At 34.5% G+C, this 23,534-nt stretch carries 27 protein-coding genes; 5 read left to right on the top strand and 22 right to left on the bottom strand.

The window, feature by feature from the left end:
* Positions 1 to 8: 8 nt before the first annotated feature.
* Genes FYJ50_RS06095 through FYJ50_RS06105 form a run of 3 tightly spaced genes read right to left on the bottom strand, consistent with a single transcriptional unit; the run spans position 9 to position 2,221 of the window.
* Complete coding sequence (locus FYJ50_RS06095) at positions 9 to 794, bottom strand: alpha/beta hydrolase (RefSeq protein ID WP_154460199.1); 786 nt, start codon at positions 792 to 794, stop codon at positions 9 to 11.
* Between the two features lie 9 nt (positions 795 to 803).
* Positions 804 to 1,451 carry a potassium channel family protein gene (locus FYJ50_RS06100; RefSeq protein WP_154460200.1) on the bottom strand — a complete coding sequence of 216 codons (648 nt, stop codon included), beginning with the start codon at positions 1,449 to 1,451 and terminating at the stop codon, positions 804 to 806.
* Between the two features lie 41 nt (positions 1,452 to 1,492).
* Entirely contained in the window at positions 1,493 to 2,221 is a 729-nt protein-coding gene (locus FYJ50_RS06105; protein ID WP_154460201.1) for a Type 1 glutamine amidotransferase-like domain-containing protein, read from the bottom strand.
* A gap of 347 nt (positions 2,222 to 2,568) precedes the next feature.
* Between FYJ50_RS06105 and FYJ50_RS06110 the strand changes: the two genes are divergently transcribed.
* The 3 genes from FYJ50_RS06110 to FYJ50_RS06120 all read left to right on the top strand — a co-directional run bounded on the left by FYJ50_RS06110 (position 2,569) and on the right by FYJ50_RS06120 (position 4,343).
* The gene (locus tag FYJ50_RS06110; protein WP_154460202.1) at positions 2,569 to 2,784 is read left to right on the top strand and encodes a hypothetical protein; all 216 of its coding nucleotides are present in this window, start codon (positions 2,569 to 2,571) and stop codon (positions 2,782 to 2,784) included.
* A 117-nt stretch (positions 2,785 to 2,901) separates the two neighbouring features.
* The gene (locus FYJ50_RS06115; RefSeq protein WP_205946451.1) at positions 2,902 to 3,582 is read left to right on the top strand and encodes a sulfatase-like hydrolase/transferase; all 681 of its coding nucleotides are present in this window, start codon (positions 2,902 to 2,904) and stop codon (positions 3,580 to 3,582) included.
* Complete coding sequence (locus FYJ50_RS06120; RefSeq protein ID WP_154460204.1) at positions 3,561 to 4,343, top strand: LTA synthase family protein; 783 nt, start codon at positions 3,561 to 3,563, stop codon at positions 4,341 to 4,343. The genes FYJ50_RS06115 and FYJ50_RS06120 overlap by 22 nt, the downstream gene beginning before the upstream one ends.
* A gap of 36 nt (positions 4,344 to 4,379) precedes the next feature.
* Here the strand turns inward: FYJ50_RS06120 and FYJ50_RS06125 are convergent, their stop codons facing one another.
* From FYJ50_RS06125 to rapZ, 14 genes are all read right to left on the bottom strand, one after another.
* Entirely contained in the window at positions 4,380 to 5,492 is a 1,113-nt protein-coding gene (locus FYJ50_RS06125) for an ABC transporter ATP-binding protein (RefSeq protein ID WP_154460205.1), read from the bottom strand.
* Positions 5,493 to 5,510: 18 nt separating this feature from the next.
* Positions 5,511 to 7,001 (bottom strand): 4-alpha-glucanotransferase, encoded by a 1,491-nt coding sequence (gene malQ, locus FYJ50_RS06130; RefSeq protein ID WP_154460206.1) that lies wholly within the window; start codon positions 6,999 to 7,001, stop codon positions 5,511 to 5,513.
* Position 7,002: 1 nt separating this feature from the next.
* A complete protein-coding gene (locus tag FYJ50_RS06135; RefSeq protein ID WP_154460207.1) occupies positions 7,003 to 7,884 on the bottom strand; it encodes a carbohydrate ABC transporter permease in 882 nt (293 codons plus the stop codon).
* On the bottom strand, positions 7,884 to 8,807 hold the full coding sequence (locus tag FYJ50_RS06140) for a carbohydrate ABC transporter permease (RefSeq protein WP_154460208.1): 924 nt from the start codon (positions 8,805 to 8,807) through the stop codon (positions 7,884 to 7,886). The genes FYJ50_RS06135 and FYJ50_RS06140 overlap by 1 nt, the downstream gene beginning before the upstream one ends.
* 70 nt (positions 8,808 to 8,877) lie before the next feature.
* Positions 8,878 to 10,152 carry an ABC transporter substrate-binding protein gene (locus FYJ50_RS06145; protein ID WP_154460209.1) on the bottom strand — a complete coding sequence of 425 codons (1,275 nt, stop codon included), beginning with the start codon at positions 10,150 to 10,152 and terminating at the stop codon, positions 8,878 to 8,880.
* A 190-nt stretch (positions 10,153 to 10,342) separates the two neighbouring features.
* Positions 10,343 to 11,323 carry an NAD(P)-dependent oxidoreductase gene (locus FYJ50_RS06150; protein WP_154460210.1) on the bottom strand — a complete coding sequence of 327 codons (981 nt, stop codon included), beginning with the start codon at positions 11,321 to 11,323 and terminating at the stop codon, positions 10,343 to 10,345.
* 2 nt (positions 11,324 to 11,325) lie between these two features.
* The gene (locus FYJ50_RS06155; protein ID WP_154460211.1) at positions 11,326 to 11,934 is read right to left on the bottom strand and encodes a hypothetical protein; all 609 of its coding nucleotides are present in this window, start codon (positions 11,932 to 11,934) and stop codon (positions 11,326 to 11,328) included.
* A complete protein-coding gene (locus FYJ50_RS06160; protein WP_154460212.1) occupies positions 11,934 to 12,188 on the bottom strand; it encodes a TIGR03905 family TSCPD domain-containing protein in 255 nt (84 codons plus the stop codon). Before FYJ50_RS06160 ends, FYJ50_RS06155 begins: the two co-directional genes overlap by 1 nt.
* Positions 12,175 to 12,681 (bottom strand): Gx transporter family protein, encoded by a 507-nt coding sequence (locus FYJ50_RS06165; protein ID WP_154460213.1) that lies wholly within the window; start codon positions 12,679 to 12,681, stop codon positions 12,175 to 12,177. Before FYJ50_RS06165 ends, FYJ50_RS06160 begins: the two co-directional genes overlap by 14 nt.
* Positions 12,678 to 13,037, bottom strand: coding sequence for a NusG domain II-containing protein (locus FYJ50_RS06170; protein ID WP_154460214.1), 360 nt, complete (start codon positions 13,035 to 13,037; stop codon positions 12,678 to 12,680). Before FYJ50_RS06170 ends, FYJ50_RS06165 begins: the two co-directional genes overlap by 4 nt.
* Positions 13,038 to 13,055: 18 nt before the next feature.
* Positions 13,056 to 13,592 carry a hypothetical protein gene (locus tag FYJ50_RS06175; RefSeq protein ID WP_276984045.1) on the bottom strand — a complete coding sequence of 179 codons (537 nt, stop codon included), beginning with the start codon at positions 13,590 to 13,592 and terminating at the stop codon, positions 13,056 to 13,058.
* The gene (whiA, locus tag FYJ50_RS06180) at positions 13,589 to 14,533 is read right to left on the bottom strand and encodes a DNA-binding protein WhiA (RefSeq protein ID WP_154460215.1); all 945 of its coding nucleotides are present in this window, start codon (positions 14,531 to 14,533) and stop codon (positions 13,589 to 13,591) included. Before whiA ends, FYJ50_RS06175 begins: the two co-directional genes overlap by 4 nt.
* Positions 14,534 to 14,542: 9 nt before the next feature.
* Positions 14,543 to 15,490 carry a gluconeogenesis factor YvcK family protein gene (locus FYJ50_RS06185; RefSeq protein ID WP_154460216.1) on the bottom strand — a complete coding sequence of 316 codons (948 nt, stop codon included), beginning with the start codon at positions 15,488 to 15,490 and terminating at the stop codon, positions 14,543 to 14,545.
* Positions 15,487 to 16,344, bottom strand: a complete 858-nt coding sequence (gene rapZ / locus FYJ50_RS06190) for an RNase adapter RapZ (protein WP_154460217.1) — start codon at positions 16,342 to 16,344, stop codon at positions 15,487 to 15,489. Before rapZ ends, FYJ50_RS06185 begins: the two co-directional genes overlap by 4 nt.
* A 167-nt stretch (positions 16,345 to 16,511) precedes the next feature.
* Between rapZ and FYJ50_RS06195 the strand changes: the two genes are divergently transcribed.
* Positions 16,512 to 18,206 carry a putative glycoside hydrolase gene (locus tag FYJ50_RS06195; RefSeq protein WP_154460218.1) on the top strand — a complete coding sequence of 565 codons (1,695 nt, stop codon included), beginning with the start codon at positions 16,512 to 16,514 and terminating at the stop codon, positions 18,204 to 18,206.
* 25 nt (positions 18,207 to 18,231) lie between these two features.
* On the opposite strand, the gene FYJ50_RS06200 is transcribed toward FYJ50_RS06195, so the two are convergent.
* Positions 18,232 to 18,819, bottom strand: coding sequence for an L-threonylcarbamoyladenylate synthase (locus FYJ50_RS06200; RefSeq protein WP_154460219.1), 588 nt, complete (start codon positions 18,817 to 18,819; stop codon positions 18,232 to 18,234).
* A 56-nt stretch (positions 18,820 to 18,875) separates the two neighbouring features.
* Between FYJ50_RS06200 and mnmE the strand changes: the two genes are divergently transcribed.
* Complete coding sequence (gene mnmE, locus FYJ50_RS06205; protein ID WP_154460220.1) at positions 18,876 to 20,195, top strand: tRNA uridine-5-carboxymethylaminomethyl(34) synthesis GTPase MnmE; 1,320 nt, start codon at positions 18,876 to 18,878, stop codon at positions 20,193 to 20,195.
* On the opposite strand, the gene FYJ50_RS06210 is transcribed toward mnmE, so the two are convergent.
* The 4 genes from FYJ50_RS06210 to cytX form a co-directional block, all read right to left on the bottom strand.
* Positions 20,184 to 20,690 carry a hypothetical protein gene (locus FYJ50_RS06210; RefSeq protein WP_154460221.1) on the bottom strand — a complete coding sequence of 169 codons (507 nt, stop codon included), beginning with the start codon at positions 20,688 to 20,690 and terminating at the stop codon, positions 20,184 to 20,186. The genes mnmE and FYJ50_RS06210 overlap by 12 nt on opposite strands.
* Positions 20,683 to 21,132 (bottom strand): methylated-DNA--[protein]-cysteine S-methyltransferase, encoded by a 450-nt coding sequence (locus tag FYJ50_RS06215; protein ID WP_154460222.1) that lies wholly within the window; start codon positions 21,130 to 21,132, stop codon positions 20,683 to 20,685. The genes FYJ50_RS06210 and FYJ50_RS06215 overlap by 8 nt, the downstream gene beginning before the upstream one ends.
* A gap of 582 nt (positions 21,133 to 21,714) precedes the next feature.
* On the bottom strand, positions 21,715 to 22,257 hold the full coding sequence (locus tag FYJ50_RS06220) for a thiamine diphosphokinase (RefSeq protein WP_205946454.1): 543 nt from the start codon (positions 22,255 to 22,257) through the stop codon (positions 21,715 to 21,717).
* 103 nt (positions 22,258 to 22,360) lie between these two features.
* Complete coding sequence (gene cytX, locus FYJ50_RS06225; protein ID WP_154460223.1) at positions 22,361 to 23,533, bottom strand: putative hydroxymethylpyrimidine transporter CytX; 1,173 nt, start codon at positions 23,531 to 23,533, stop codon at positions 22,361 to 22,363.
* Position 23,534 lies beyond the last annotated feature (1 nt).

Consider the following 23,534-nt stretch of genomic DNA (forward strand, 5'->3'; position numbering starts at 1 on the left):
AGTTCCTCCTACCATACATTCTGTATGTCTTTATTTTTCCATAAATATTCCATAAATCCTTTAACTTGTTTTGCCCAATCGGCTTCACAATGTCCTCCTTGTATCTGACAGAACATCTGTGATTTATCCTTCAGTAATTCATATATTTTTTTATTGCATTTATATGTTAGAGAATGTGTATCTAAACTTGACTCATTCAAAATTCCAAAGGCTTCTTTTGTTCCCCAGCTTAAATAGACTTTTGTATCTTCAAATAATTTTATGTGTTTTAAATCTTTTTCAATTTGTTTTATACAAGGAACAATGGTACTGGACACACAAGCCGCTTTTGAAAAATATGTATTATAGTGAATCAGTCCATACAATGACATTAATCCACCCATACTGGATCCTGCAATAGCTGTACATTCTCGAAAAGGAATAGTTCTATAATGCGAATCAATATATGGTTTTACTTCCTCTAAGATCCATTTCCATGTTTCCTTTCCCAGACTTGTATATTCACTTAAAAATCCATTTGAAACTGTATAAGGCAGATATTCATTCATTCTTTCATTCTTCTTATGACCACATTCTAATCCAACTACGATCAGATCTTTATCCCATGTATCCAGAAAATCTTTTAATCCCCAGCAGGTTCCATAGGTTGCCACTTCATCAAAAAATAAATTATGTCCATCAAAAAAATACATGACTGGATATTCCTGATGACTATTAAAATAAGATTCTGGTAGATAAATATGCAATGTTCGATAATCGTTTGCCTTTTCAAACCAAAGCTGTTTTTGAATCATAATTACCTCTTAATACTTTAAACATTTCTGAATGTCTTTTTTCGTTCCTAAAATCAACATCGTCATCCCTTTTTTTAAAACTGTATCTGGAGTAATAGACAACATTAATTTTCCATCAATTTTTAATCCTAAAATATTCACATTATGTTTTTTTCGTACATTAATGTCTAAAATCGTTTTATTCTGCCAAGGTAAAGGAATATCTACTTCATATATCGCATGATCCATATCCAGCTGGATATAATCAAAAACATGATCCGAACTATATGTAGTGGCAGTCCAGATTGCCATTTGTCTTTCGGGATATACTACCTGATCGGCTCCCATTTTCAAAAGAAATTTTCGATGAATATCTCTGGCTGCTCTTGCGACTACAAAAGGACATCCTAATTCTTTACATAAACTGGTTGCTTCTAAAGAAGCCTGAAAATTATCTCCAATACAGATTACACACATATCAAAATCAGATATTCCTAAAGATTCCATATATAACGGATCGGTCGCATCTCCTATTTGAGCGCTGGATACATCATTGGCAATAGAATCGATATTCTTTTCATTTATGTCAACTGCCATAACTTCATGTCCCAAAGACATTAATTCACGAGCACAATGTCGTCCAAATCTTCCTATACCTACAACTAAAACTGATTTCATATACTTCCCAACTTTCTCAATAAATTATATCATATCCTTTATTATTCACAAATTTTAAGAATTCTATGTTCATTGTGATCACGAAACAATTCCAGCCTGCCATCCTGGATCTTATAAGATAAGCCATATACAGTTTCTATTCCATCATGAATATATACATATGATCCATCCACTAAACATAGAAAGCTATGATTATAGCTATCAGGATACACAATATCTTCAAATAATCGTTTTCCATCCAGTACGGATTCTTTTAACATCTGATAATGTGGAAGGATTTGTGTATCTGTATATCCCAATCCTGTAAGAAATCGCTGATATCCTGGATTTATAGATTCACCAGCTTCTTCAGGCATTGCATATACAATATTTGCACAATTCATAGACCCCGCACTGATACCTATTAATATTCCATCAAACTCTTTTAATTTTTCTTTAATTTTATAGTCTTTAAAATACTGATTCTGACTGGGAACATGTCCTCCACCTAAAAGAATCACATCATAATCTAATTTTTCATGATTTCGATTATCTATACAGTCAAAACAGGAAAAGAAAAGATTTGAATCTTGAAATGCTTTTTTAAAAAACTGTACCGCTTCATCATTGGAATCATAAGATTTAAATTCAGCACAGATATATGCACATCGATAAGAATGTTTCCAGAGTTTTTTTAAATTGTATAAAAATTGATTGAATGAATCGATACCTTTTACGGGTCTGGATCCATCTAAATCTCCTGTAGGAGAACTTGTTAAAAAAATATGCATAAATTACCTCCATTTAAAAAAAATGTATATTAAAATAATCCAAAAAAGAATTAAGAAAGAGAATTATATAATGAATACTTTTAAAATTATCTATCAATATCTAAATAAAATTTTTCATTTTCTAATTGTATATTCCAAACATTTTTTTAAATACCTGCACAGATTTTTCTCTTCAATGAGAGTATCAGAAAATCATTTCTTATTAAGCTGGAAACAATTATCTCATTTAGGCTTATTCAGTTTTGTATTTGTATATTACGAACTGTTATTAAGAATTTTTACTCATACTGGACTTTTTTTTCCAATCTATTATATCCTATTTTATTTGGAATTTCTTTTGGTTTATTGTGCAACTGCTTTATATATTATTTATTAAAAAAATCAATCGGGGAATCACTTTATTTATTTTATGCAGTTCCAGTTTAATTTTTATTATTGAATGCATTGTAAAAAATACATTTCAGGTTTATATGCCTTTTTCTTCGATTTTAAAAGGAGCTGATGGAGTCACAACCGGTTTTACATCCGATATGCTTAAACAGATTTTTCTGGTTTATTTGTGATTGTATTATATTTATTTCCTTCTATTTTATATTGCTTTTTAAGCAAAAAAATATTCGACTTATCAATATAAATGGCCTGCCATTGTAATGAATTTTATTTTGAGTTTGTGTTTATTTATGGTTACCATTCTATTTGCATCCATTGGTTCCAATTCCGGTCGCTATAAATTCCAATTTGAATTTAATACAGCAACTGAAACTTTTGGTTTGTTGACCAGTATGCATCTAAATGGGCATAGAGATGTTTCTTTAGTGGTTGATAGTCAACAGATTGAAGAAATAAAAGAAGAAAAAGAATACGATAAAAATATTTGTGATATAGATTTTAATGAACTGGCTCAAAACGAGACAAATGATCCCTATAAACAAATGAATGAATATATTGCCAGTCTTGCTCCTTCTTCACAAAATGATTATACCGGAATCTTTAAAGGAAAAAACCTGATTATGATTTGTGCAGAAGCTTTTTCAGATGCTGTTATTTCTAAAGAATTAACAGCATCTTTATATCGTTTATCCCGAAAAGGATTTTATTTTTCAGATTATTATCAGTTAACCTGGGGCGGAAGTACTTCTACTGGTGAATTTTCTTTCTTATTTGGACTGGTTCCAACCAATGGAATTCAAACAATTCTGGATACTGCTGCCAATAATAATTATTTTACAGTTGGAAACCAGATGCAGCGTCTGGGATATTATACAAAGGCCTATCATAATAGAAATTATGATTTCTATGATCGAAATCTGACTCATGAAAATTTAGGTTATAACAAATATTGGGTACAGGAAATGGATTAGAAACTATATGTGGAATTGAATATCCAAATGATGAAACTATGATTTCTACGACTTTAGATACTTATATCGATTCACAGCCATTCAGTATCTATTACATGACAGTGAGTGGACATTCTGGATATTATCCAAACACTGCTTTTGTTTCTGAGCATTTGGATAAGGTTTTGGAAGTAACCAGAAATAAATATCAGGGTGTCACAAACTATTATTTATGTTATCAGATGGAACTGGAAGAAGGAGTCTATGGTAATACTGTGAATTATGTTGAGGATTTATATGGACATACCATTATGACACAACCTGACCAGGATCATAATTCTTTAATTATATGGTCTGGCTGTTTAGAAAAAGGAAAACAATATGAAGATTTACAATGTGAAATAGATACTCCTGTATATTCTTTGGATGATCTTCCTACACTATCCAATTTATTTGGCTTTAAATACGATTCAAGATTATTAGTAGGAAGAGATGTTTTTTCAAATCAGACTCCTTTTGTGGTATGGAACAATTACAGCTGGTTAAGTGAAAAAGGATATTACAGCAACTCTACAGGAGAATTCTTTGCCAATGAAGGAATCGAAGTGGATGATGAATATATTTCAAAAATGTGTCAGCTGGCTCAAAACAAAGTAAATTTTTCAAAACAGATTGTAGAAACCAATTATTATGGGTATTTATTTGGAGAAGACGATGTAATTGATTCTACCTCATTATGGGAAGAAAAATACAATTCAGCAAAAAAAAAGAAAGCGAAGTAAAATAAACTATTTCGCTTTTCATTTTATAAAATTAATTTAATTTGTGATAGTGATTTCTGTATCCTTATCAAAGATATGAATCTTTTCTGGATCCAGTGCAAATGTAACTGTATCTCCATTGCGATATGGAGTATCTGCTTCAACACGAGCCGTCATTGTTACACCCATAAAATCAAAATGCAGACAAACTTCAGCTCCTAATAATTCATATACACGAATTTGAGATTGAATCATTGAATTTTTAAATTTTTCAACAGACGAATTGTCTACATATAAATCTTCAGGACGAATTCCTAAAACAACTGTTTTTCCAACGTATCCCTTTTCTTTCAAGATTTTTTGTTTTCTTTCTGGAATTGAAATTGGATAGTCTCCTAATTGAAGAATGATATGTCCATTCTTTTCAATGCATTTAGCATCTAAGAAATTCATTTGAGGAGATCCAATAAATCCAGCCACAAACATATTTTTTGGATAGTTATATAAATTCTGTGGTGTATCAATCTGTTCTACTTTTCCCTTGCTCATAACGACAATACGTGTACCTAAAGTCATGGCTTCCGTCTGATCATGGGTAACATAGATAATTGTGGCTCCCAGTCTTTGATGAAGTCTTGAAATTTCAACACGCATCTGTCCACGTAATTTCGCATCCAGGTTTGATAAAGGTTCATCCATCAAGAATACTTTTGGATGACGAACAATGGCACGTCCCATTGCCACACGCTGTCTTTGTCCACCAGATAAGGCTTTTGGTTTACGATCCATTAATTCTTCCAGATCCAGAATTTTGGCTGCTTCATTTACGGCTTTATCAATTTCATCTTTTGGTGTCTTTTTGATTTTTAAACTGAATGCCATATTTTCTCGAACTGTCATATGTGGATATAAAGCATAGCTCTGGAAAACCATGGCAATGTCACGATCTTTTGGTTCTATATCGTTGACACGTTTTCCATCAATATATAAATCTCCACTGCTTATTTCCTCAAGACCAGCAATCATTCTTAATGTTGTGGATTTACCACAACCTGATGGTCCTACGAAAATAATAAATTCTTTATCTTCAATTTCCAGATTAAAATCCTGAACGGCTTCATAACCATTTGGATACACTTTTTTAATGTGCTGTAATGATAATCCAGACATTTATTATTCCTCCATTCTCTAATCTTTATGGCAGCTTCTGCCATAACGTTTTGTATACTCAGCAATTTTCTTTGCCAATTGTGTTGTATTCTGACCTTTTTTCATTCGCCATTCCCAGTTGTCACTGGCTGTTCCTGGTAAATTGATACGTGCTTCCTGTCCCAATTCCAGATAGTCCTGCATCTGGCAGATAAACAGATCTGCGACACATCCCATACCAGCTCGAATCATACCCCATACATAACCTTCTTCTTCATTCAATCCTAAATATTGTTTTGCGAATAATACGTCCTCTTCTGGCGATTGATCAAAGAATTGTTTACATGTCATATTATCATGTGTTCCAATGTAGCAGACACAGTTTCGATCATATGTATATGGTAAATAATTAACCGATTCTCTAGAATCAAAAGCAAACTGTAAGACTTTCATTCCTGGCAGATGTGAATCTTTAACCAGCTGAATTACCTCTTCCGTCAGGGCTCCTAAATCTTCGGCAATATATTGTTTATTGTAGAACCAGGAAGTTAATACACCAATCAATGACATTCCAGGTCCTTTCTTCCATTGTCCATCTTTAGCGCTTTTCGCTCCATATGGTATTGCCCAATACGATTCAAAACCTCTAAAATGATCGATTCGAACAACATCATACAATTGGAAAGCTCCATCAACTCTGCGAATCCACCATCCATATCCGTCCTGTTTCATCGCATCGTAACGATATAGTGGATTTCCCCAGTATTGTCCATCTGCACTAAAAGAATCCGGTGGACACCCTGCCACTTCAATTGGCACATTGTTTTCATCCAGATAGAACCATTGTGGTTCGCTCCAGACATCACAAGAATCCATAGCTACATAAACAGGTATATCTCCAATAATTTCAATTCCTTTAGAATGAGCATAATTTCTTAATTGATTCCATTGTTTAAAGAATAGATATTGGATGTATTGATAAAATTCTACATCTTCTTTTAATAATTCTCTATATCTTAAACAAGCTTCTTTTTTATGAAGACGAATATCTTCTGGCCAGTTTGACCAGGCTACCATATCAAAATGTTTTTTACATGCCATAAATAAAGCATATTCATGTATCCATTTTGATTTTTCATTCACAAACGATTTAAATTCATCATAATCTTTTTGAATTCCTCGTTTATAAGCTTCAAATAATATATCAAATCGATGTTGATAAATTTTGCCATAATCCACTTTATCCAAAGTTTTCATCCATTTTTTTGATTGTACTTCTTCTTTTTCTAATAGACCATCTTCAATCAATAAATCTAAATCAATAAAATATGGATTACCCGCAAAAGAAGAAAAACTCTGATAAGGTGAATTTCCATAGCTGATAGATCCAGCAGGTAAAATCTGCCAGTATTTCTGATCGGCCTGTTCTAAAAAATCAACAAATTCATATGCCTCTTTTCCTAGTGTACCAATTCCATAATTGGAAGGAAGTGAAAAGATAGGCATTAGTATTCCACTGCTTCGTTCCATATTAACCTTTAACAGCCCCAGCCGCTACACCGGCAATGATATATTTCTGACAAGTTAAATAGAAAATGATAATTGGAATAATACTTAAAGTGATTAAAGCCATAATGGCTCCTAAATCAACAGAACCATAACTTCCCTGCAAATATTGAATATGGATTGGAATGGTCATGTATTTTGTACGGTCCAATACCAGATAAGGCAGTAAATAGTCATTCCAGATCCACATAATTTCAAGAATACCTGTTGAAATCATAGTTGGTTTTAACATTGGAAGCACAACATTAAAAAATGTACGAACCGGTCCACAACCATCAATTGCTGCCGCTTCTTCTATTTCCAGAGGAATGCTCTTAATGAATCCTGAAAACATGAAGACCGCCAGTCCAGCTCCAAATCCCAGATAAATAATTGGTATTGTATATGGTGTATTTAAATGTAAAGTATCAGCTGTCTTTGATAAAGTGAACATCAGCATCTGGAATGGTACAACCATTGAGAATACAAACAAGTAATAACAGATTTTACATAACAGATTATTGACACGAGCAATAAACCAGGCTGCCATAGATGTACACAATAAAATCAGGATCGTAGATACAATTGTGATAATAAATGAATACCAGACAGATTTCATAAATGGAAAGTTACCAAACGTAAATCCTTTGATATAGTTTGACCATCCTACAAATGTTTCTGAATCTGGCCATGCGAAAGTTCTTGTTTTAACAAATGTATTTGCTTTGAAAGAGTTCAGCAATACAAAGAATACTGGTAATACATAAACAATAGAAATAATAGAAAAAGTGATCGTTAAAGTCGTTTTTAACTTTTTATCGTTTCCAACTGATCTTCCATCACCTTTTATTTTTGCCTGTTTTGCCATTATTGCTGCACCTCCTTCTTACGGTTTGCACTTAATTGCGCAATTGAAATTGCTGCAACCAGTACAAAGAATATTACTGCTTTAGCCTGTGCTGTTCCACGAGCCGCCGTATTTTGTCCATAGAATGTATTATAAATATTTAAAGCCAGCATTTCGGTTGTCTTAACAACTGAACCATCCGCTAAGAATTCATACGGTTGACCATTGGTCAAAGCTAAGTTCTGATCAAACAATTTAAACGCATTTGTCAGTGACAGGAACATACAGATTGTAATAGAAGGCATTACATTTGGAATGGTAATATGGAATAGTGTCTGCATACGACTGGCACCATCAATTTTTGCTGCTTCCATCATATCCTGTGGAATAGCCTGTAATCCAGCAATATAAATGATCATCATATAACCAATCTGCTGCCAGCACATCAGAATGATCAAGCCCCAGAATCCAAATCTCGTTTCCATTAAAATAGATGTTCCATAACGAGATAAGATTCCATTAAAAATCATGCTCCAGATATACCCCAGTACGATACCACCAATTAAGTTTGGCATAAAGAATACCGTACGGAAGATATTAGCACCTTTAATTCCCTGAGTTAATACATAGGCAATCACAAAAGCAATAATATTGATCAGCAATAAGGATACAATTGCATATAAGGCAGTGTACCAGAATGCATGTGTAAATGAAGGGTCACCCAAAGCTTTAACATAGTTTCCCAGTCCTATAAAAGTCGCATCGGAAGTTGTTTTAAAACTACAAAAAGATAAATAGAATCCTTTTAGAAATGGATAGACAAATCCGATGGTAAAAGCAGCTAAAGTAGGAGCCAGGAAGATCAAAAAACAACGTTCAATTGGTTTACGGATCAGCTTGGAATTGACCGCCGCACTGTCATTGTTTCGTTTCTTTTTTTTCATAATTTCTCCTCTTATTAAAACAGGGATGAACAATAAATGCGTTCATCCCATAAATTGAACTTTTTAAATCTTATTCGTTAGCAGCTTTATATTGAGTTGCCCATCCATCAACGAATGCAGAAACAACATTATCCCAAGATTCACCATTGTCATATTTATTCATGGCAGCTACCATACCAGAACGCCACTGATCAACATTTGGTGTATAGTTAAATGCCCATGCTACAGAGTATTTACCAGCTTCTAATGCTTCATTTGCAGCTTTAAAGAATACGTTATTGTTTTCAGCTGCATTCTTATAAGGAATTTCACCGAACTGTTCAGACATCATTTTTGTTCCTTCTTCAGAAGTAACTAACCATTTCATGAAATCCAATGTAGCATTAATATCTTCTTCAGAAGCATTTTTATTTACTGCCCAGCAGTTTTCAGTACCAGAACATAATCCCTGGTTTTCTTCTCCTTCAACACCTGTATAAATAGGAATCATAGTCATTTCATCATCCCCATACACTTCAGATAATGCGGAATATTCCCAAGAACCATTCTGATAGAATACAGCTTTTCCATCTTTAAATTCAGCTTCTGCATCGTAACCACCAGTTGCTAAAGTTGTTTTATCAACAGCTGAATCTGTAATATATAAATCCCAGATGTTCTTGAAGTTATCTAAGTAAGTACCTTTTACTTCAGCAGGACATTCAGTCCAGTTGTCATCTACAGATTCATAATACAATGGAAGGTTAGCCAAGTGTCCTGTAAAACGCCATGATGAAGAATCATCCATACCACTTGATGTAAATGCATCAAATCCTAATTCACCAGCACGAGCATGAATATCATCCGCTACAGATTTCAAAGTATTGAAGTTAGTAATATCTTCAACAGAATATCCGGCTTTAGCTAATAATGTTTTATTAACGATAATTCCAAATGTTTCATAACAATAACCGATAGAAGCTACTTCTTCTCCATTGTATAAAGTAAAGTCATCTGTAGTTAATTCTTTATAAACATCTGTATCTTTCAGATCGTAACAATAGTCACCCCAAGTTTTAACCGCAGCCTGGTTACCAACAACAAATAATGTAGGAGCTTCTGATTTGTCCATTTCAGCTGTTAAAGTTTCCTGATATTTACCAGATGCAGCTGTAACGACTTTCACTTCAACACCTGTTTCTTCTTTGTAGTCTTTCGCAATCTGCTGAAGTGCCTCATCTGCTTCTGGTTTAAAGTTTAACCAGTAAACTTTTCCAGCAGAATCCTTAGAACCAGAAGAACATCCTGCCAGTACTGTTCCAGCCATTGCAACTGAAACTGTTAACGATAAAAAATTCTTTTTCATTATTATTTCTCTCCTTTTCTTTTTTATCTGTACGTCCTGATCGACGCATTAACCAATGTAAGCGTTTTCTTATACTTTTAGAATACTCCTTTTACTTTGAAAATCCAACCAAAACATTAAAATTCGTTTCCGAATATTGTTATAAATAATAAAGATCTTTTTATAAAAAAAAGAAAGAGTTTCTCTCTTTCTAAATTTCACAAATTGTCTTTATTTGATGATATCCATCCTGAATGGAACGGATTCCACAAACAATCATAGAATCACAGGCTTCCTTTGTATAAAACGCATAATGTTGTGTATATACCACATTTGGAAACTGTTTTAAGTACAATAAATCTCGATTGTCAATAATACGCACACCAATATGTTCATGCATAACACCATTTTCTTCTTCTAAAGTATCAATTCCCGCCCCAGCAATTTTTTCCTGTTCTAGAGCATCTATCAGATCTTTTGTATGAATCAGCTGCCCTCTTGCAGTATTGATCAAAATAACACCTTTTTTCATTTTATCAATGGTTTTTGCCTGAATCATATGGTAATTCTCTTTAGTCAAAGGAATATGAAGAGTAATTATATCTGATTTTTGATACAATTCATCCAGAGGAACATAACTTGCATATTGTTTCACTTCCTCTTTTTCAAATGGATCATAGGCAATGATCTTACAGCCAAATCCACTTAAATTTTTAATGACTGTAGAACCAATCTTACCTGTACCAATAACCCCTACCGTTAACGATCTGAGTTCTCTTCCCTGTAAGCCATCCAATGAAAAATCATTGACAAGAGATCGGCAGATAGATACTTTCGCCTTGCGAAGCAATATCAGCATCAGCATGATTGTAAAATCCGCAACGTTATTAGGATCATAATAAGCATGGTATACATGAATTCCTTTTGATTTTGCATATGTCACATCAATATGGTCATATCCAATGGTCCTTGTCGATAAATATCGAATCTGTTTTTCACTCATTTTATCTAAAATTGATTCATCCACATAAGAATAACCCAATATAGAAATTCCATCTATAGAATCTTGCTGATCCAGTAACGATAGCGAAAGAGGCTCATTTGTAAGAATTAATTCATCCTCACAATTCTTTTTTATTTCATTTAATTTTTCCTGTTCAAAATCACAAACATCACATACCAGTATTTTCATAATCATTGTTCCTTTTGTATTGAAATATCCACTTTTGCATGAATGGGATGAATATTTTTTCGCAAACTTTCAATAGAAGATTCCAGAATACGATCAAATATATAAAAAGTTGCGATAAAATATATTCCAAATCCTATCCATACTGTAAAAAACCATCCTCTAAAAAATGAAATATGAAAGACCAGTATCAGTATATAAAGAAGAAGAATCATTAAAATCATATCAATTACAGCTAATTTTTTCTTAAACTGATGATATCGAATTTTATATTCATATTTCTTTTCCAGTAAAAAAGATCTTGTATCCGTATCTAATTGATTTGAAAATGTTAAAGAAGGAAATAAAAATTGAAAACGTGTCTTTTTTTTATATTGAATCAATTGCTGAATTCTTAACAGACAGAACAACATTCCCTGTACATTATTTTCCTTCTTATAATAAAGCCAGTATACTTCACATAATTTAATGTAATCGTTATCCGACATTCTGGCATCAATCATTGCCTGAGCCAATTCTGTCAATCTTTCCGTTAAAACATCGGAAAAAATTAAAACATTGTCTTTGCTTCGTCGTTCAATCTCTTTAATGGATTGAAGAAAAATGTCAGCCATTATTGTTTTTCTAAGATTGCTTCCAAACAACGAGCAATCTGATCTGGACAAGAAGTAGGTTTTGCACCACAACGAACACCTTTTAAGTCGGAAATTACTGATTCTATACTACGTCCTTTCACCAGCCTGGAGATTCCTAATAAGTTACCTGGACATCCTCCTCTTATCACAATATTCTGAATAATTCCATCTTCAACTTCTACAATAAATTGAGAAGAACAGACTCCACTTGGAGTATATTTATAAGTTGCCATATTGTATCCTTCCTTTCGTTCGATTTATAATCTGTAAGGTTAAATAACCGATACAGAATCCACTGACATTGGATAATGCCAGTAATAAAGGTAAAAACAGCTGCATAAAAAACTGCTGATAGATCATACATACCGCAAACACCTGTCCTATATTGTGAAAACAGGCACCTGCAATGCTCACTCCATATATTGAAAATTTTTTTAACTTGTATAATATTGCCATAGCCAGCAAAGAAAGAATTCCTCCTGATAAAGATAACCAGAAAGAAATCGAAAACAGAGTCCCCTGCAGTAAAGAAGATAAAAATATGCGCATGATACTGACTATGCACATTTCTTTATATCCCCATAAATAAAGCGCATAGACACTGCATACATTCGCAAAACCAATTTTAAATCCCGGAACGATCCAGGACAGAGATAAAAAGCTTTCAACTATTTGAAACACAATACCAAGCGCAATCAAAAAACTTAAATAAATCATTTTTTTCATTGTATCACCGTATCCATTTCTTCATCCGATCCTTCAATCTGGACAACGGTTTCATTAGGCAGGCAAACAATTGGCACATTGGGACTGGAAACAAACCCTTGTTTTGAGCATAAATGCTGTGGTGAATTTTCCTGAACCACTCTTACTTTACGATCTTTGATTTCTATGGTAACCGTTCCTAAAGTTCCTTTTACATCCCAGGTTCCATCTTTAGACAGATCCAGAGATAGCACTTCCTGATTGGAAACTTTTACGGTCACATAATTTGAATCCATTTTATTCTTAAAAATTGGAATCAAAGTTACAATTGATGCCAGCATAATAATACATATCAAAATTTTATCAGCTCTTGTCATAAACTGATTATAATCTTTTTATAAAACATGTACAACAACTTCGTATTCACTGCCATTTCCAAAACGATCTGCTATTTTTACCATGACCGTATAATCTCCAGGATTGGTTGTATCCAGTACAGGGGAAGTTGAATAAGAAACACCTGAAATATCAGTGGCTGGAAAATAGCTGGACCAGTCAACAAGAGAACCCGATGTTACATTCACTTCATGAACTGTTTTTTGAACCGTAGGTGGTTTGGTATCTTTGATCTTAATTTTAAAAGAAATGTCCTGATTTCCTGTTTCTAAGACAAAATCATATTCCCCTGTAACCAGATAATCCTGATTCCCTGTCACAAAACGATTGTCTTTTTTGTTGACTCCACTTGTTTTACAAATCACTTTCATTTTCGACACATTGACTTTTTCCGCATCTTTTACATATAAAGCAGGATTGGCATATACATCTTCTCCCAATTCAATTGTAAATGTCTGTTTCTGCAATACAATCGATTTTGAACATCCACAACAAATCAGTATACATAGGATTCCTGCCAGCCATTTTTTCTTCACTCTTTTTCCTCCATAAATTCCATTGCCATTTCTTTAATTTTATTTAAACGATGTTTCATACCTGATTTTGAAATCACTTCTCCATATTCCAGATAACATTCATCACACAATTCATTCAAACTGGCTTCTGGATATTTTTTTCGTATTTCCATCACTCTCTGTATTTTTTCACTTACTTTTACTTTTGTTTTATTTTTTTCTAGTGCTTCAATATATTCCAGCTGTTTCTTTCCTGCTTTTATCGTTTTCACTTCATTTGCCAAAGTACAATTATCCAGTCTTGACATACTATTATAAAAATCTCTTAAAGATCTGGTTTCTACAAAATCCATCAAAGCTTTTGATGCATTACATAAGCGTAGAAAATCTTCTATTTTCTCACCTGCCTTGATATAAACAACATAATTGTTTTTACGTATGGTAATTTTTGCAGGAATATAGAATTTTTCCATTGCTTTTACAATCAGATTCGCAAAGTGTTCATCTGAAGTTGACATTTCCAGATGATAATTGGTCGTCTTAGGATCGTTTATGCTTCCACTTCCTAAAAAACACCCCTGAAGAAACGCTCTGGCTTTCTTTTCTGAACGAATCATTTTACTTGGTGGACAGGAATGAAGTCCAGTATCGGTCATAATCTGAAGGTCTTCTAAAATTTCCTGTGCTTTTTCATAAATTTGGATTCGATAAATATTATTTTTTTTCAGTTGCATCTTTTTCAGAATGGATAAACGCGGATTCACATCGTACATAGACTTAAACAGCTTAAATACATGTTTTGAAATGGCTGCATTTTCACTCTGAAACGAAAGATACATCCCCTGCCAGTTGATATGGACCGATCCTTTCATTAAAAACAAAGCACACAATTGAACTTTTGAATCGGAATCGTCTAATTCTTCCTGGCAGATTTGAAATTTTACATCGGCTGTAAAAGACATATTTCCCTCCTACAATTGATTGATCAATTCTTCAATAATTTCTTTTACTGCATTGGCATCATGACGAATGCGTCCCTGTGTATCAAATTTAATAAGATTACGCTTAATAATGGCATAAGAATGAATGGCTTCTTTTAAACGAACGGGACTGGAATTTTCTTTTGCGTATCGTTCCAGTATTGTTTTTGGAATATAAGACTCATTCACAATGGCAACATCTACGCTATTCATAAAAGAATGTTTTTCTATGGCTCGAATATGATCTTCTACAGAATATCCATCCGTTTCTCCTGGCTGTGACATCGCATTGCAGAAATAAATTTTCGGACATGGATTATTCTGTATAGATTTACAAATGGGTTCAATGATCAGATTTGGTAAAATGGAAGTATATAAAGAACCAATTCCATAAATGATCAAATCAGCTTCTTCAATGGCTTTAATTGCCTGAGGATAAGCCACTACTTTATCCTGATAAAACACACGATCGATGGAATTGCACACAATGGGAATGTTTTTTTCTCCTCTGACTTTTGTTCCATCTTTCATCATGGCATACAAAGTCACATTATCCAAAGTACTGGGAACAATACGTCCTTTAATATTTAAAACCTGGCTAAGTGCCTGAATGGCCCCAATAAAAGAACCCGTAATATCAATCAGAGCTAAAAAAATCAGATTTCCTAAGTTATGCCCACCTACATCTTCATTTCCCTGAAAGCGATAATTTAATAATTCCCGGAAAAGATTTTCATTTTCATCCTGAGCCATTGCATATAGAACATGACGAATGTCCCCAACAGCTGGGATATTGTATGTATCTCGAATACGTCCTGTACTTCCTCCATCATCCGCAACGGTAACAATAGCCGTTAAGGCAACATCCTGAATTTTTTTCATTCCCATGAGCATACTGCTCAATCCCGTTCCTCCACCAATCACGACAATCTTTTTCATACTTCATTCACTCCAATATCTCGATGAGATTTAAAACATCGATACGTCAATTTATAAGTATCATATAACCAGTTACAGATAGAAACAGAACGATGACAGCCACCTGTACAGCCAATGGCAACGATTAGCTGTGAACGGTTCTGACTACTGTATTCTTTAAAAGTATAATCCAGAGTATTTTTCAATTTTTCACAGAATTCAATTGTATGACTGTCTTCCATTACATAACGATAGACATCCAGATCGTTTCCTGTTTTATGTTTTAAAGATTCTATATAAAATGGATTTGGTAAAAATCGAACGTCCATAATGATATCGGCATCCAAAGGAATACCCTGTTTAAATCCAAAAGACTGAAATGTAATAGTCAATATAGCTTCCTGATTTTCTTTGAATCGATTGCGGATGCGATTGGACAATTCTGATGTTTTCATCTTTGTGGTATCAATACGAATCAGATGATTGGCTTCAAAACAGGCTTCCTGAAAATATCTTCTTTCTTTTTCAATAGCTTCTTCTAAAGTATCCGCCAGCCCAAAAGCAATTAAGGGATGAACTCTTCTGGTAAATCGATAACGAAGCAGAAGTTCATCATCCTGGGCATCTAAAAATAGAACCCGTAACTGAACATCCATCTGTTCAAAAAAATTATAAAACAGGCCATAATTGATTGCACTGACTGAAAAGGCAATTTTATTGTAAACATCTGAACTCATAATCAGATTTTTTAATTCTGGTAATAATTCTTTTGGATAATTATCAATACAATAATATCCCATATCTTCCAACGCATTCACTGAACTTGTTTTACCAGCTCCTGACATTCCAGTAATCAATACAATGCTTTTCTTCATACACTTCATCCTCTCAAAAAAGATATTTATAATTATATCATGAAATAGGAAAGAATAAATTTATGAACCTTGAAAATACACCAATTTTGTCATAAATTGACAAATTTAAAAAAATTATGATACCATTCAGTTGAATTATCCTCATCTTATATGAAAGGACTTATCTTATGAAATATAAAAACGTGAAATGGCTTCGTTTTATTCAGATTGCCATTCTTGTATCCTGTATTCTAATTTTAGGATTGTTTAGCTGTCTAAAATTATCTGAATTTCTTCATCCAACCAAATACATTGTTTCCAGTGAAAATATCATAGTCGTTAAAATCCCTTATAAAAAAGATGGTGAAATTGTAGAAGATGTTTTAAAACTTCCTAGAGGAACTGAAGTGGAAGTACGTGAAACAGAACAGACTAAAAGTACTGTACGTTATGAAAACAAGATATTTACAATCGATAATCATTATTTAGCCGATTCTTTAGATGAATGTGTTCAGACAGAATATGTTTATCCTAGACGTCTGGTTAACCTTTATTCGGAAAAAAACGGAAAGTTAAGCTCTGTAATCGCAAATAAAGGCGAAGAATTAAAAGTCGTTTCAGTTTCTGGGAAAGATTTAAATTCTCAAACTGGAGTTGTAAACTGGTATAAAGTTGAAAAAGAAGATAAAACGTACTGGATCAATGGAAATTATGTAGAAACCACTGAAAAACTGGCCAATAAAACTTATTCTGGTTCCGTTGTTTATTCTACCTACTGGGACCAGTATTATGGAAAAAATTATTCAAAGAATGCCTATATTACCCAAGTAGACTATAAACCTTTCGCTCAAGTCAGTTATCCAGACAATCCAATTCGTACCGATATCAATTGTGTTCATACCAATTTAGATACTCTGGTTGCTCATAAAGAATATTTTATGGATTTAAAGAAGAAAACTTCTATTAATTCTCTTTGTATAGAATTAAAAGGTGATGAAGGCTATCTATGGTATAAATCCGATGTTCCAGAAAAATATATGAATACATCAAATGTTGTATGTGACTATGCCATTTTAAGTCAGAAAGAACTTAGTAAACTGTTTAAAGAGTTTCAGGATGAAGGTTTTTACATCATTGCCCGTCTGGTAACCTTTAAAGATCCGCTGTTTGCTCAATACGATAAAAACGCTGCATTAACAGATAAACAGGGAAATCTTTTACTTCATAACAATTCCTATTGGCCATCTGCCTATTCGCGTGAAGCCTGGATGTACAATGTGGACATTGCCAAAGAAGTAGCTGCGTGCAATGTCAATGAAATCCAGTTTGACTATGTACGTTTTCCAGATGGAACGCTACAGAATTCACTGGATAAGACCATTGATTTTAAAAATAAATACAACGAGAGCAAAGTCAGTGCTCTGCAGGGATTTTTAATGTATGCAAAAATCTCTTTAATGGATTATCAGGTCTATGTAGCTGCAGATATTTTCGGATGGCCTGTTGTTGCCGAAGATGATCAGGATATTGGACAATTTCTTCCAGCTATGGCTTCGGTTGTAGATGTCATCAGTCCAATGCCCTATCTGGATCATTTCTCAAAAGGTTCTATGGGAATTGAAGATCCAACAGAAAAACCTAGAGAAACATTAAAACAGTTCTCCAGTGTCGTTAAGCGTCAGCTGGATAAAATTGAATCCTCCTGTATTTATCGAACATGGATCCAGGGATATTCATGCAGCAGTGAGGATATTAAAAATGAAATTTATGGAATCAATGATCTAGACTATGAAGGATATATGATCTGGTATGGAAATGGAAATCCAAACGATCTGGATAAAATCAAAGATGGATTCATTGATAGTAAAATTGAAGAAGAATAAAAAGTCAGAAATGAGATCTGACTTTTTATTTTAATACGTTTTGAATGTCCTCCATTGAAATGGGACCTTTACGAAGAATTTTCATATTTATACAATCTAAGATGGTAGAAGCTTCTAATTCTTTACATGTTCCATATACAATTCCATCTAAATCCGGTAACTGTTTCTTTGCATCTTCATAAGTTAAAGATGTATGGCTGCCAGACTGATTGGCACTGGTCACAAATAAAGGAGTTTCCAATGCCTCTATAACTTTTAATAAAAAGGGTTCATCGGGAATGCGAATCGCAATGGTCGAAAGTCCATTGGTAAATTCTTCTGGTAAATCTTTAACAGGCAATACTAAAGTTAAAGCTCCTGGTAAAAAATTCTGGATGATGTTTTTAATATTTTCATTTACACAGGCAATCTGTTCAATCTGTTTGACATTGGCACACATAACCGGTATTGGTTTTGTTTCCATTCGATTTTTTATCTGTTTTAGTCTTTTTAAATTATCGATTCCCATCCTGACTCCGACTCCATATACGGTATCGGTTGGAAATGCCAGTATTTTATTTTCCTTAAACGCTTTTACAATTTTATCGGTTTCATTCTTATTAAATTCAAGCATGTTTTCACTTCCTATCCTAGTTATGTTAAAATAAATAGACGAAAGGAGTCAAGTCTATGTTTGAAAAAACCATTGCAGCTATCTCTACTCCATTACAGGATGGTGCCATTTCAATTATTCGTATTTCTGGAAATGAAGCCATTTCGATTGTGCAAAAACTCTTTTCAGGGAATATCTTTGATGCGAAAAGTCATACCATTCACTATGGTTTTATTATGGATGGCAATCAGCCAGTTGATGAGGTCCTGGTTTCCATTTTCAGAGCCCCTAAAACCTATACACGAGAAGATGTTGTTGAAATCAATTGCCACGGTGGTGTATTCATCACTCGAAAAATATTATCTCTTGTTTTATCCAATGGAGCCACTCTTGCAAGACCAGGCGAATTTTCTATGAGAGCTTTTTATAATGGTCGAATTGATTTATCTCAGGCAGAAGCGATACAGGATATGATATCTGCTTCCAATGATACCGCCAGCAAAATGGCCATATATGGAATTCAGGGAAGCGTTAAAAAATTATTACAGCCTTTGATTGATGGAATCATGGATATCATTGCCCAGATTGAAGTCAATATTGATTATCCAGAATATGAAGATGTTCAACAATTGACAACCAGTGAACTGAAGCCGAAAACAAAAAAATGGCTGGAACAGATTGATCAGATCTTACAGCGTTCGCAAAGTGGGCAGATGTATAAAAAAGGAATCGATACAGTAATCGTAGGAAAACCAAATGTAGGTAAAAGTTCATTATTAAACGCTTTGCTGGATGAAGACAAAGCCATTGTAACCGATATTGCAGGAACAACACGAGATATTGTCGAAGGAAAGATTCATATTGGTTCCCTTCAATTGAATTTAATCGATACAGCTGGTATCCGCCAGTCCGATGATAAAATTGAGCAGATTGGGATTGAAAAAAGCCAGGAAAAATTATCAAAAGCACAGCTTGTGATCTTACTTCTGGATGGAAGTTCTCCATTAGATTCACAAGATCAGATGTTAATGGAAATGACAAAAGATAAACAGCGATTGATTGTTTATAATAAATCGGATCTGAATAAACACGATGGAATCTGCATCAGTGCAAAACAACATGAAATACAGCCTTTACTGGATGCGATACTGAATCTATATGATCAGAATTTATTAATTGAAAATCCCGTTTTATCCAATGAAAGACAGATTGGTTTATTAATGAATGCTAAAGAAGATATGGAAAGAGCTTACCAGGCAATGGAAATAGGAATGGAACCGGATCTAGTTGAAATTGATATTCAAATGGCTCATGACCATTTAAAAGAAATTCTCGGTGAAGTGCACCGAGAAGATCTGCTGGATACTTTATTTTCTAAATTCTGCTTAGGAAAGTGATGTATATTTCTTAAGAGTACGCAATCCTTTTTTAAGGACAATTGAACCATTCTGGATAAATGCCTGAATCATCGCATATTCACTTTGAATGTGCGATTTTTTTAATAAATCTAAATCCGGTAATGTATTACTTTGAATCAATACGGATTGAATTTCTTTTTTATTTCTATCATAACAGATGCATTCAATGGCTTTATCATAATGAAAAGCTTCTTTACAAATCTCTTCCAGTTTTATTATTTGAGAAGAACTTAATTCTTTTTTCAATTGATTGTTTTTTCTTTCAAGCTGATACATTTTTGCTTTTACAACAACATCTTCAAACAACCCTTCATAAATATTGTAGTAATGATTGTTTTCTAAATAAGCATCAAATTCCAATATATCCTTCATTAAGGTTTCATTCATTTCCATTTTTTTGATCTGAATGGCTAATTTATCCAGATATTTTCTTTGTTGACGCTGATTATTAATTTTTTTAAATTCTTCAATCATGCTTTTTCTCCATTTCTAATAATTCTCTTTTAAAAGACAAACCATATGCATATCCTGTTAATTTACCTTTTTTTCCAATCACTCTATGACATGGAATAATAAATGGAATGGGATTTTTATGCACTGCCATTCCTATTGCACGACTTGCCTTGGGATTCCCTATTAATGATGCGATTTCCTGATAAGACTTTGTTTGGCCATATGGAATTTTTAATACTTCATTCCATACTTTTATCTGAAAAGAAGTTCCTGAAACATCAAAAGGAATTTCAAATTCTTTTCTTTTTCCTTCAAAATATTCAATAAGCTGATGTTTACATAATGTACAAATAAAGCTTGTTTCCTTATTTTCTAGACTTCCAGGATAAATCTTAACAATTTTACCATTCTTTTCCTCGAGTATGAAATCGCCATATGGACTATTAAATGAATCATAACTCATAAAAGAAGTATAGGAGAAAGTGTATCATCTGTCAAAGAAAAAGCGGGAGATTAGACGGGGATTCGTAAAACAGTTATTTTGAAAAATACTTGAAAACGACTGTTTTCAAGGGACGGCGTGACTTCAGTCACGCCGTTTCCTTTTTCGAAAGTTCCTCCAAAGGGATAAAGCCGATGCCGTCATATTCAATGTGGATCTTCTGTCTTCGCTTGCCGCTGTACCACCTTTATACAGATACATCACTCGTTCGTCAAGTTTCTGAATGTCTCTCACTATATTCGGAATTTCAAAGTGCGGTTTTCAACGGTGGCGAAAAAAAAAACTCTACTAGTTAGAACATTTAGCGCCGAATTATCGACGGTATTGTAAACACTTTTTGGAACCGCCCTCATATACCGCCAGAAAAAGCTTTCATTTTCGAACCCTGTGCAGGAGATTTCCTTTCAAGTGGTAGCCGACGAGAAAGATATTTTTAGAAGCATTTCAAGAAAAAACTTCAAAATGCACTTCCAACCAAGTTGGGCGAAAGTTAAAAATCCCACTTCTGACCAACTTGGACAGAAGTGGGATTCATCAGTTTTTCTATGCGTTTATTTTTTGAATCTTAATCAAGAGTAGTTTTCCGTGTTCAAAGGACACGGTTGCCATTTCTCCGGGTAACACTTCATTGCTCACACCGTACTGGTATTCACAGGAAATCTCTGTGTCAGACAATGGATACTTTGCTCCGGTAATGGCGATGCCTTTGGCGCAGCCGGTGATATTCAGCAAAGAGAAGAACGCATACTGATCGCAGATGGAAACTGGCTTGTCAGATACGATTCCCATTTCGGAATAATCGTCTATAATGCATCCTTTCTTCCCAAGGGAATCAAGGTACAGCAGGGTAGAAACATTGCCAAGTGTATGGTCAAGCCATGCGCCGACAACGCCAATCAAAAGGAAGTTATCGAAACCTCTCTTAATTGCTTCTTTGACAGCAAACACAGTACCGGTATCGTCCTTCTCACATGGCAGAACGATGGTTTCTACATCAAGGAGGGGATTCTCGTAGGAATCAAAATCTCCGAAGATCAGCCCTGCTTCGCTTGCAACTGCTCCAAATCCCTCAAACCGCTGTCTCAGAAAATGACATAGTCATCGGTACAGAGCTTTTCACGGAAAAAGCCATAATTGTTGATGTCTGCAGCGCCTACAATTACGCAGCGTTTCATTTTCTTCATCCGGCTCATTTCCGTTCTTTTCTTCTCATCTTGCTGACTGCAACACAGAGCGCAATCGTGATAAGCATATCGGGCAGAGTGTTTCCGACAATAATATCTACCCTCATCAGAAGCCTGTAAGCCACAAAGCCTACAAACCAGATAATCAGATTGCAGATGTTGAATGCGCTCGCTTTCTTGTTTTGTTTCAGTACAAAGAAGTCGGCAATTTGGATGGCAATCATTGGTGCGAACACAGAACCAATAAAGTACAGGAAATCGGTTATATCAGTAAGGGGAAGGAAGATTGCAGCAACTATACCGACTACGGTTACTGCCACGGCAAACCACTTTCCGTTTATTTTTGTTGACAGCGATTCACTGGAAATACCGGCAGAATACGCATCAAGGAAGGTAGTTGTAACAGTAGAAAATACGATAATTAAAAGTCCTGAAATGCCAAGACCAGCTTTCACCATGATCTGTGCAATATCAGATTCACCGGTAAAGATAGCAGCACCCATACCGATAATGTACATCCAGCAGCTGACCACACCGTATGTGATAGCACTGACCGCTGTCGCTTTGACGGGCTTCTTTGCTTCTCTGGTATAGTCGCTGATTAGTGGCAGCCAGGATAGCGGCATAGCGACAGAAAGCTCCACGGCAGCACCAAAAGTCATGCCCTCACCGCTGACATTCAATGCACTGCCTTTACCGAAAATCACAATGCTGAGAATGATCGTCAGGACAAACAATGCGCTCATTGCGACAGTGTTTACTTTTCCGAGATTTTTAATACCGATCATGATCCAAAGTACAATCAATGCACCGATAACAATACACCAAATCCATTTTCCAATGTCCAAGATACCGTTTACAGCAAGTGCGCCGTCATAGATCATAATAGCAGTCCAGCCCACAAGCTGAATAATGTTCAGCACCGAGAAAAGCAAAGCGCCTTTTTTTCCGAAGCTCATTTTGGCAGTTTCCATTGCGCTTTTACGTACTTTGCCTCCGATCAGTCCGGCAAAGAAGAGCATTGCACAACCGATAACATGACCGATCAGGATTGCAAGCAAGCCCTTTGTGAACCCGAGAGGGGCAAAATATGTACCGGTCAGGATTTCAGCAACAGAAACAGCGGCTCCGAACCAAATCAGCCCGTTCTCAAAAACAGAAGTGCATCTTTCTTCCATT

Origin of the sequence: Floccifex porci, from assembly GCF_009696175.1 — a bacterium.
In the GTDB taxonomy this organism is placed as follows: Bacteria; Bacillota_I; Bacilli_A; order Erysipelotrichales; family Erysipelotrichaceae; genus Floccifex; species Floccifex porci.

Bases quoted from the DNA above. Each gene is read 5' to 3' on its own strand.
- FYJ50_RS06095 (WP_154460199.1), bottom strand. From the start codon at position 794: ATGATTCAAAAACAGCTTTGGTTTGAAAAGGCAAACGATTATCGAACA.
- FYJ50_RS06100 (WP_154460200.1), bottom strand. From the start codon at position 1,451: ATGAAATCAGTTTTAGTTGTAGGTATAGGAAGATTTGGACGACATTGT.
- FYJ50_RS06105 (WP_154460201.1), bottom strand. From the start codon at position 2,221: ATGCATATTTTTTTAACAAGTTCTCCTACAGGAGATTTAGATGGATCC.
- FYJ50_RS06115 (WP_205946451.1), top strand. From the start codon at position 2,902: ATGGTTACCATTCTATTTGCATCCATTGGTTCCAATTCCGGTCGCTAT.
- FYJ50_RS06125 (WP_154460205.1), bottom strand. From the start codon at position 5,492: ATGTCTGGATTATCATTACAGCACATTAAAAAAGTGTATCCAAATGGT.
- malQ (WP_154460206.1), bottom strand. From the start codon at position 7,001: ATGGAACGAAGCAGTGGAATACTAATGCCTATCTTTTCACTTCCTTCC.
- FYJ50_RS06135 (WP_154460207.1), bottom strand. From the start codon at position 7,884: ATGGCAAAACAGGCAAAAATAAAAGGTGATGGAAGATCAGTTGGAAAC.
- FYJ50_RS06140 (WP_154460208.1), bottom strand. From the start codon at position 8,807: ATGAAAAAAAAGAAACGAAACAATGACAGTGCGGCGGTCAATTCCAAG.
- FYJ50_RS06145 (WP_154460209.1), bottom strand. From the start codon at position 10,152: ATGAAAAAGAATTTTTTATCGTTAACAGTTTCAGTTGCAATGGCTGGA.
- FYJ50_RS06150 (WP_154460210.1), bottom strand. From the start codon at position 11,323: ATGAAAATACTGGTATGTGATGTTTGTGATTTTGAACAGGAAAAATTA.
- FYJ50_RS06155 (WP_154460211.1), bottom strand. From the start codon at position 11,934: ATGGCTGACATTTTTCTTCAATCCATTAAAGAGATTGAACGACGAAGC.
- FYJ50_RS06160 (WP_154460212.1), bottom strand. From the start codon at position 12,188: ATGGCAACTTATAAATATACTCCAAGTGGAGTCTGTTCTTCTCAATTT.
- FYJ50_RS06165 (WP_154460213.1), bottom strand. From the start codon at position 12,681: ATGAAAAAAATGATTTATTTAAGTTTTTTGATTGCGCTTGGTATTGTG.
- FYJ50_RS06170 (WP_154460214.1), bottom strand. From the start codon at position 13,037: ATGACAAGAGCTGATAAAATTTTGATATGTATTATTATGCTGGCATCA.
- whiA (WP_154460215.1), bottom strand. From the start codon at position 14,533: ATGTCTTTTACAGCCGATGTAAAATTTCAAATCTGCCAGGAAGAATTA.
- FYJ50_RS06185 (WP_154460216.1), bottom strand. From the start codon at position 15,490: ATGAAAAAGATTGTCGTGATTGGTGGAGGAACGGGATTGAGCAGTATG.
- rapZ (WP_154460217.1), bottom strand. From the start codon at position 16,344: ATGAAGAAAAGCATTGTATTGATTACTGGAATGTCAGGAGCTGGTAAA.
- FYJ50_RS06195 (WP_154460218.1), top strand. From the start codon at position 16,512: ATGAAATATAAAAACGTGAAATGGCTTCGTTTTATTCAGATTGCCATT.
- FYJ50_RS06200 (WP_154460219.1), bottom strand. From the start codon at position 18,819: ATGCTTGAATTTAATAAGAATGAAACCGATAAAATTGTAAAAGCGTTT.
- mnmE (WP_154460220.1), top strand. From the start codon at position 18,876: ATGTTTGAAAAAACCATTGCAGCTATCTCTACTCCATTACAGGATGGT.
- FYJ50_RS06210 (WP_154460221.1), bottom strand. From the start codon at position 20,690: ATGATTGAAGAATTTAAAAAAATTAATAATCAGCGTCAACAAAGAAAA.
- FYJ50_RS06215 (WP_154460222.1), bottom strand. From the start codon at position 21,132: ATGAGTTATGATTCATTTAATAGTCCATATGGCGATTTCATACTCGAG.
- cytX (WP_154460223.1), bottom strand. From the start codon at position 23,533: ATGGAAGAAAGATGCACTTCTGTTTTTGAGAACGGGCTGATTTGGTTC.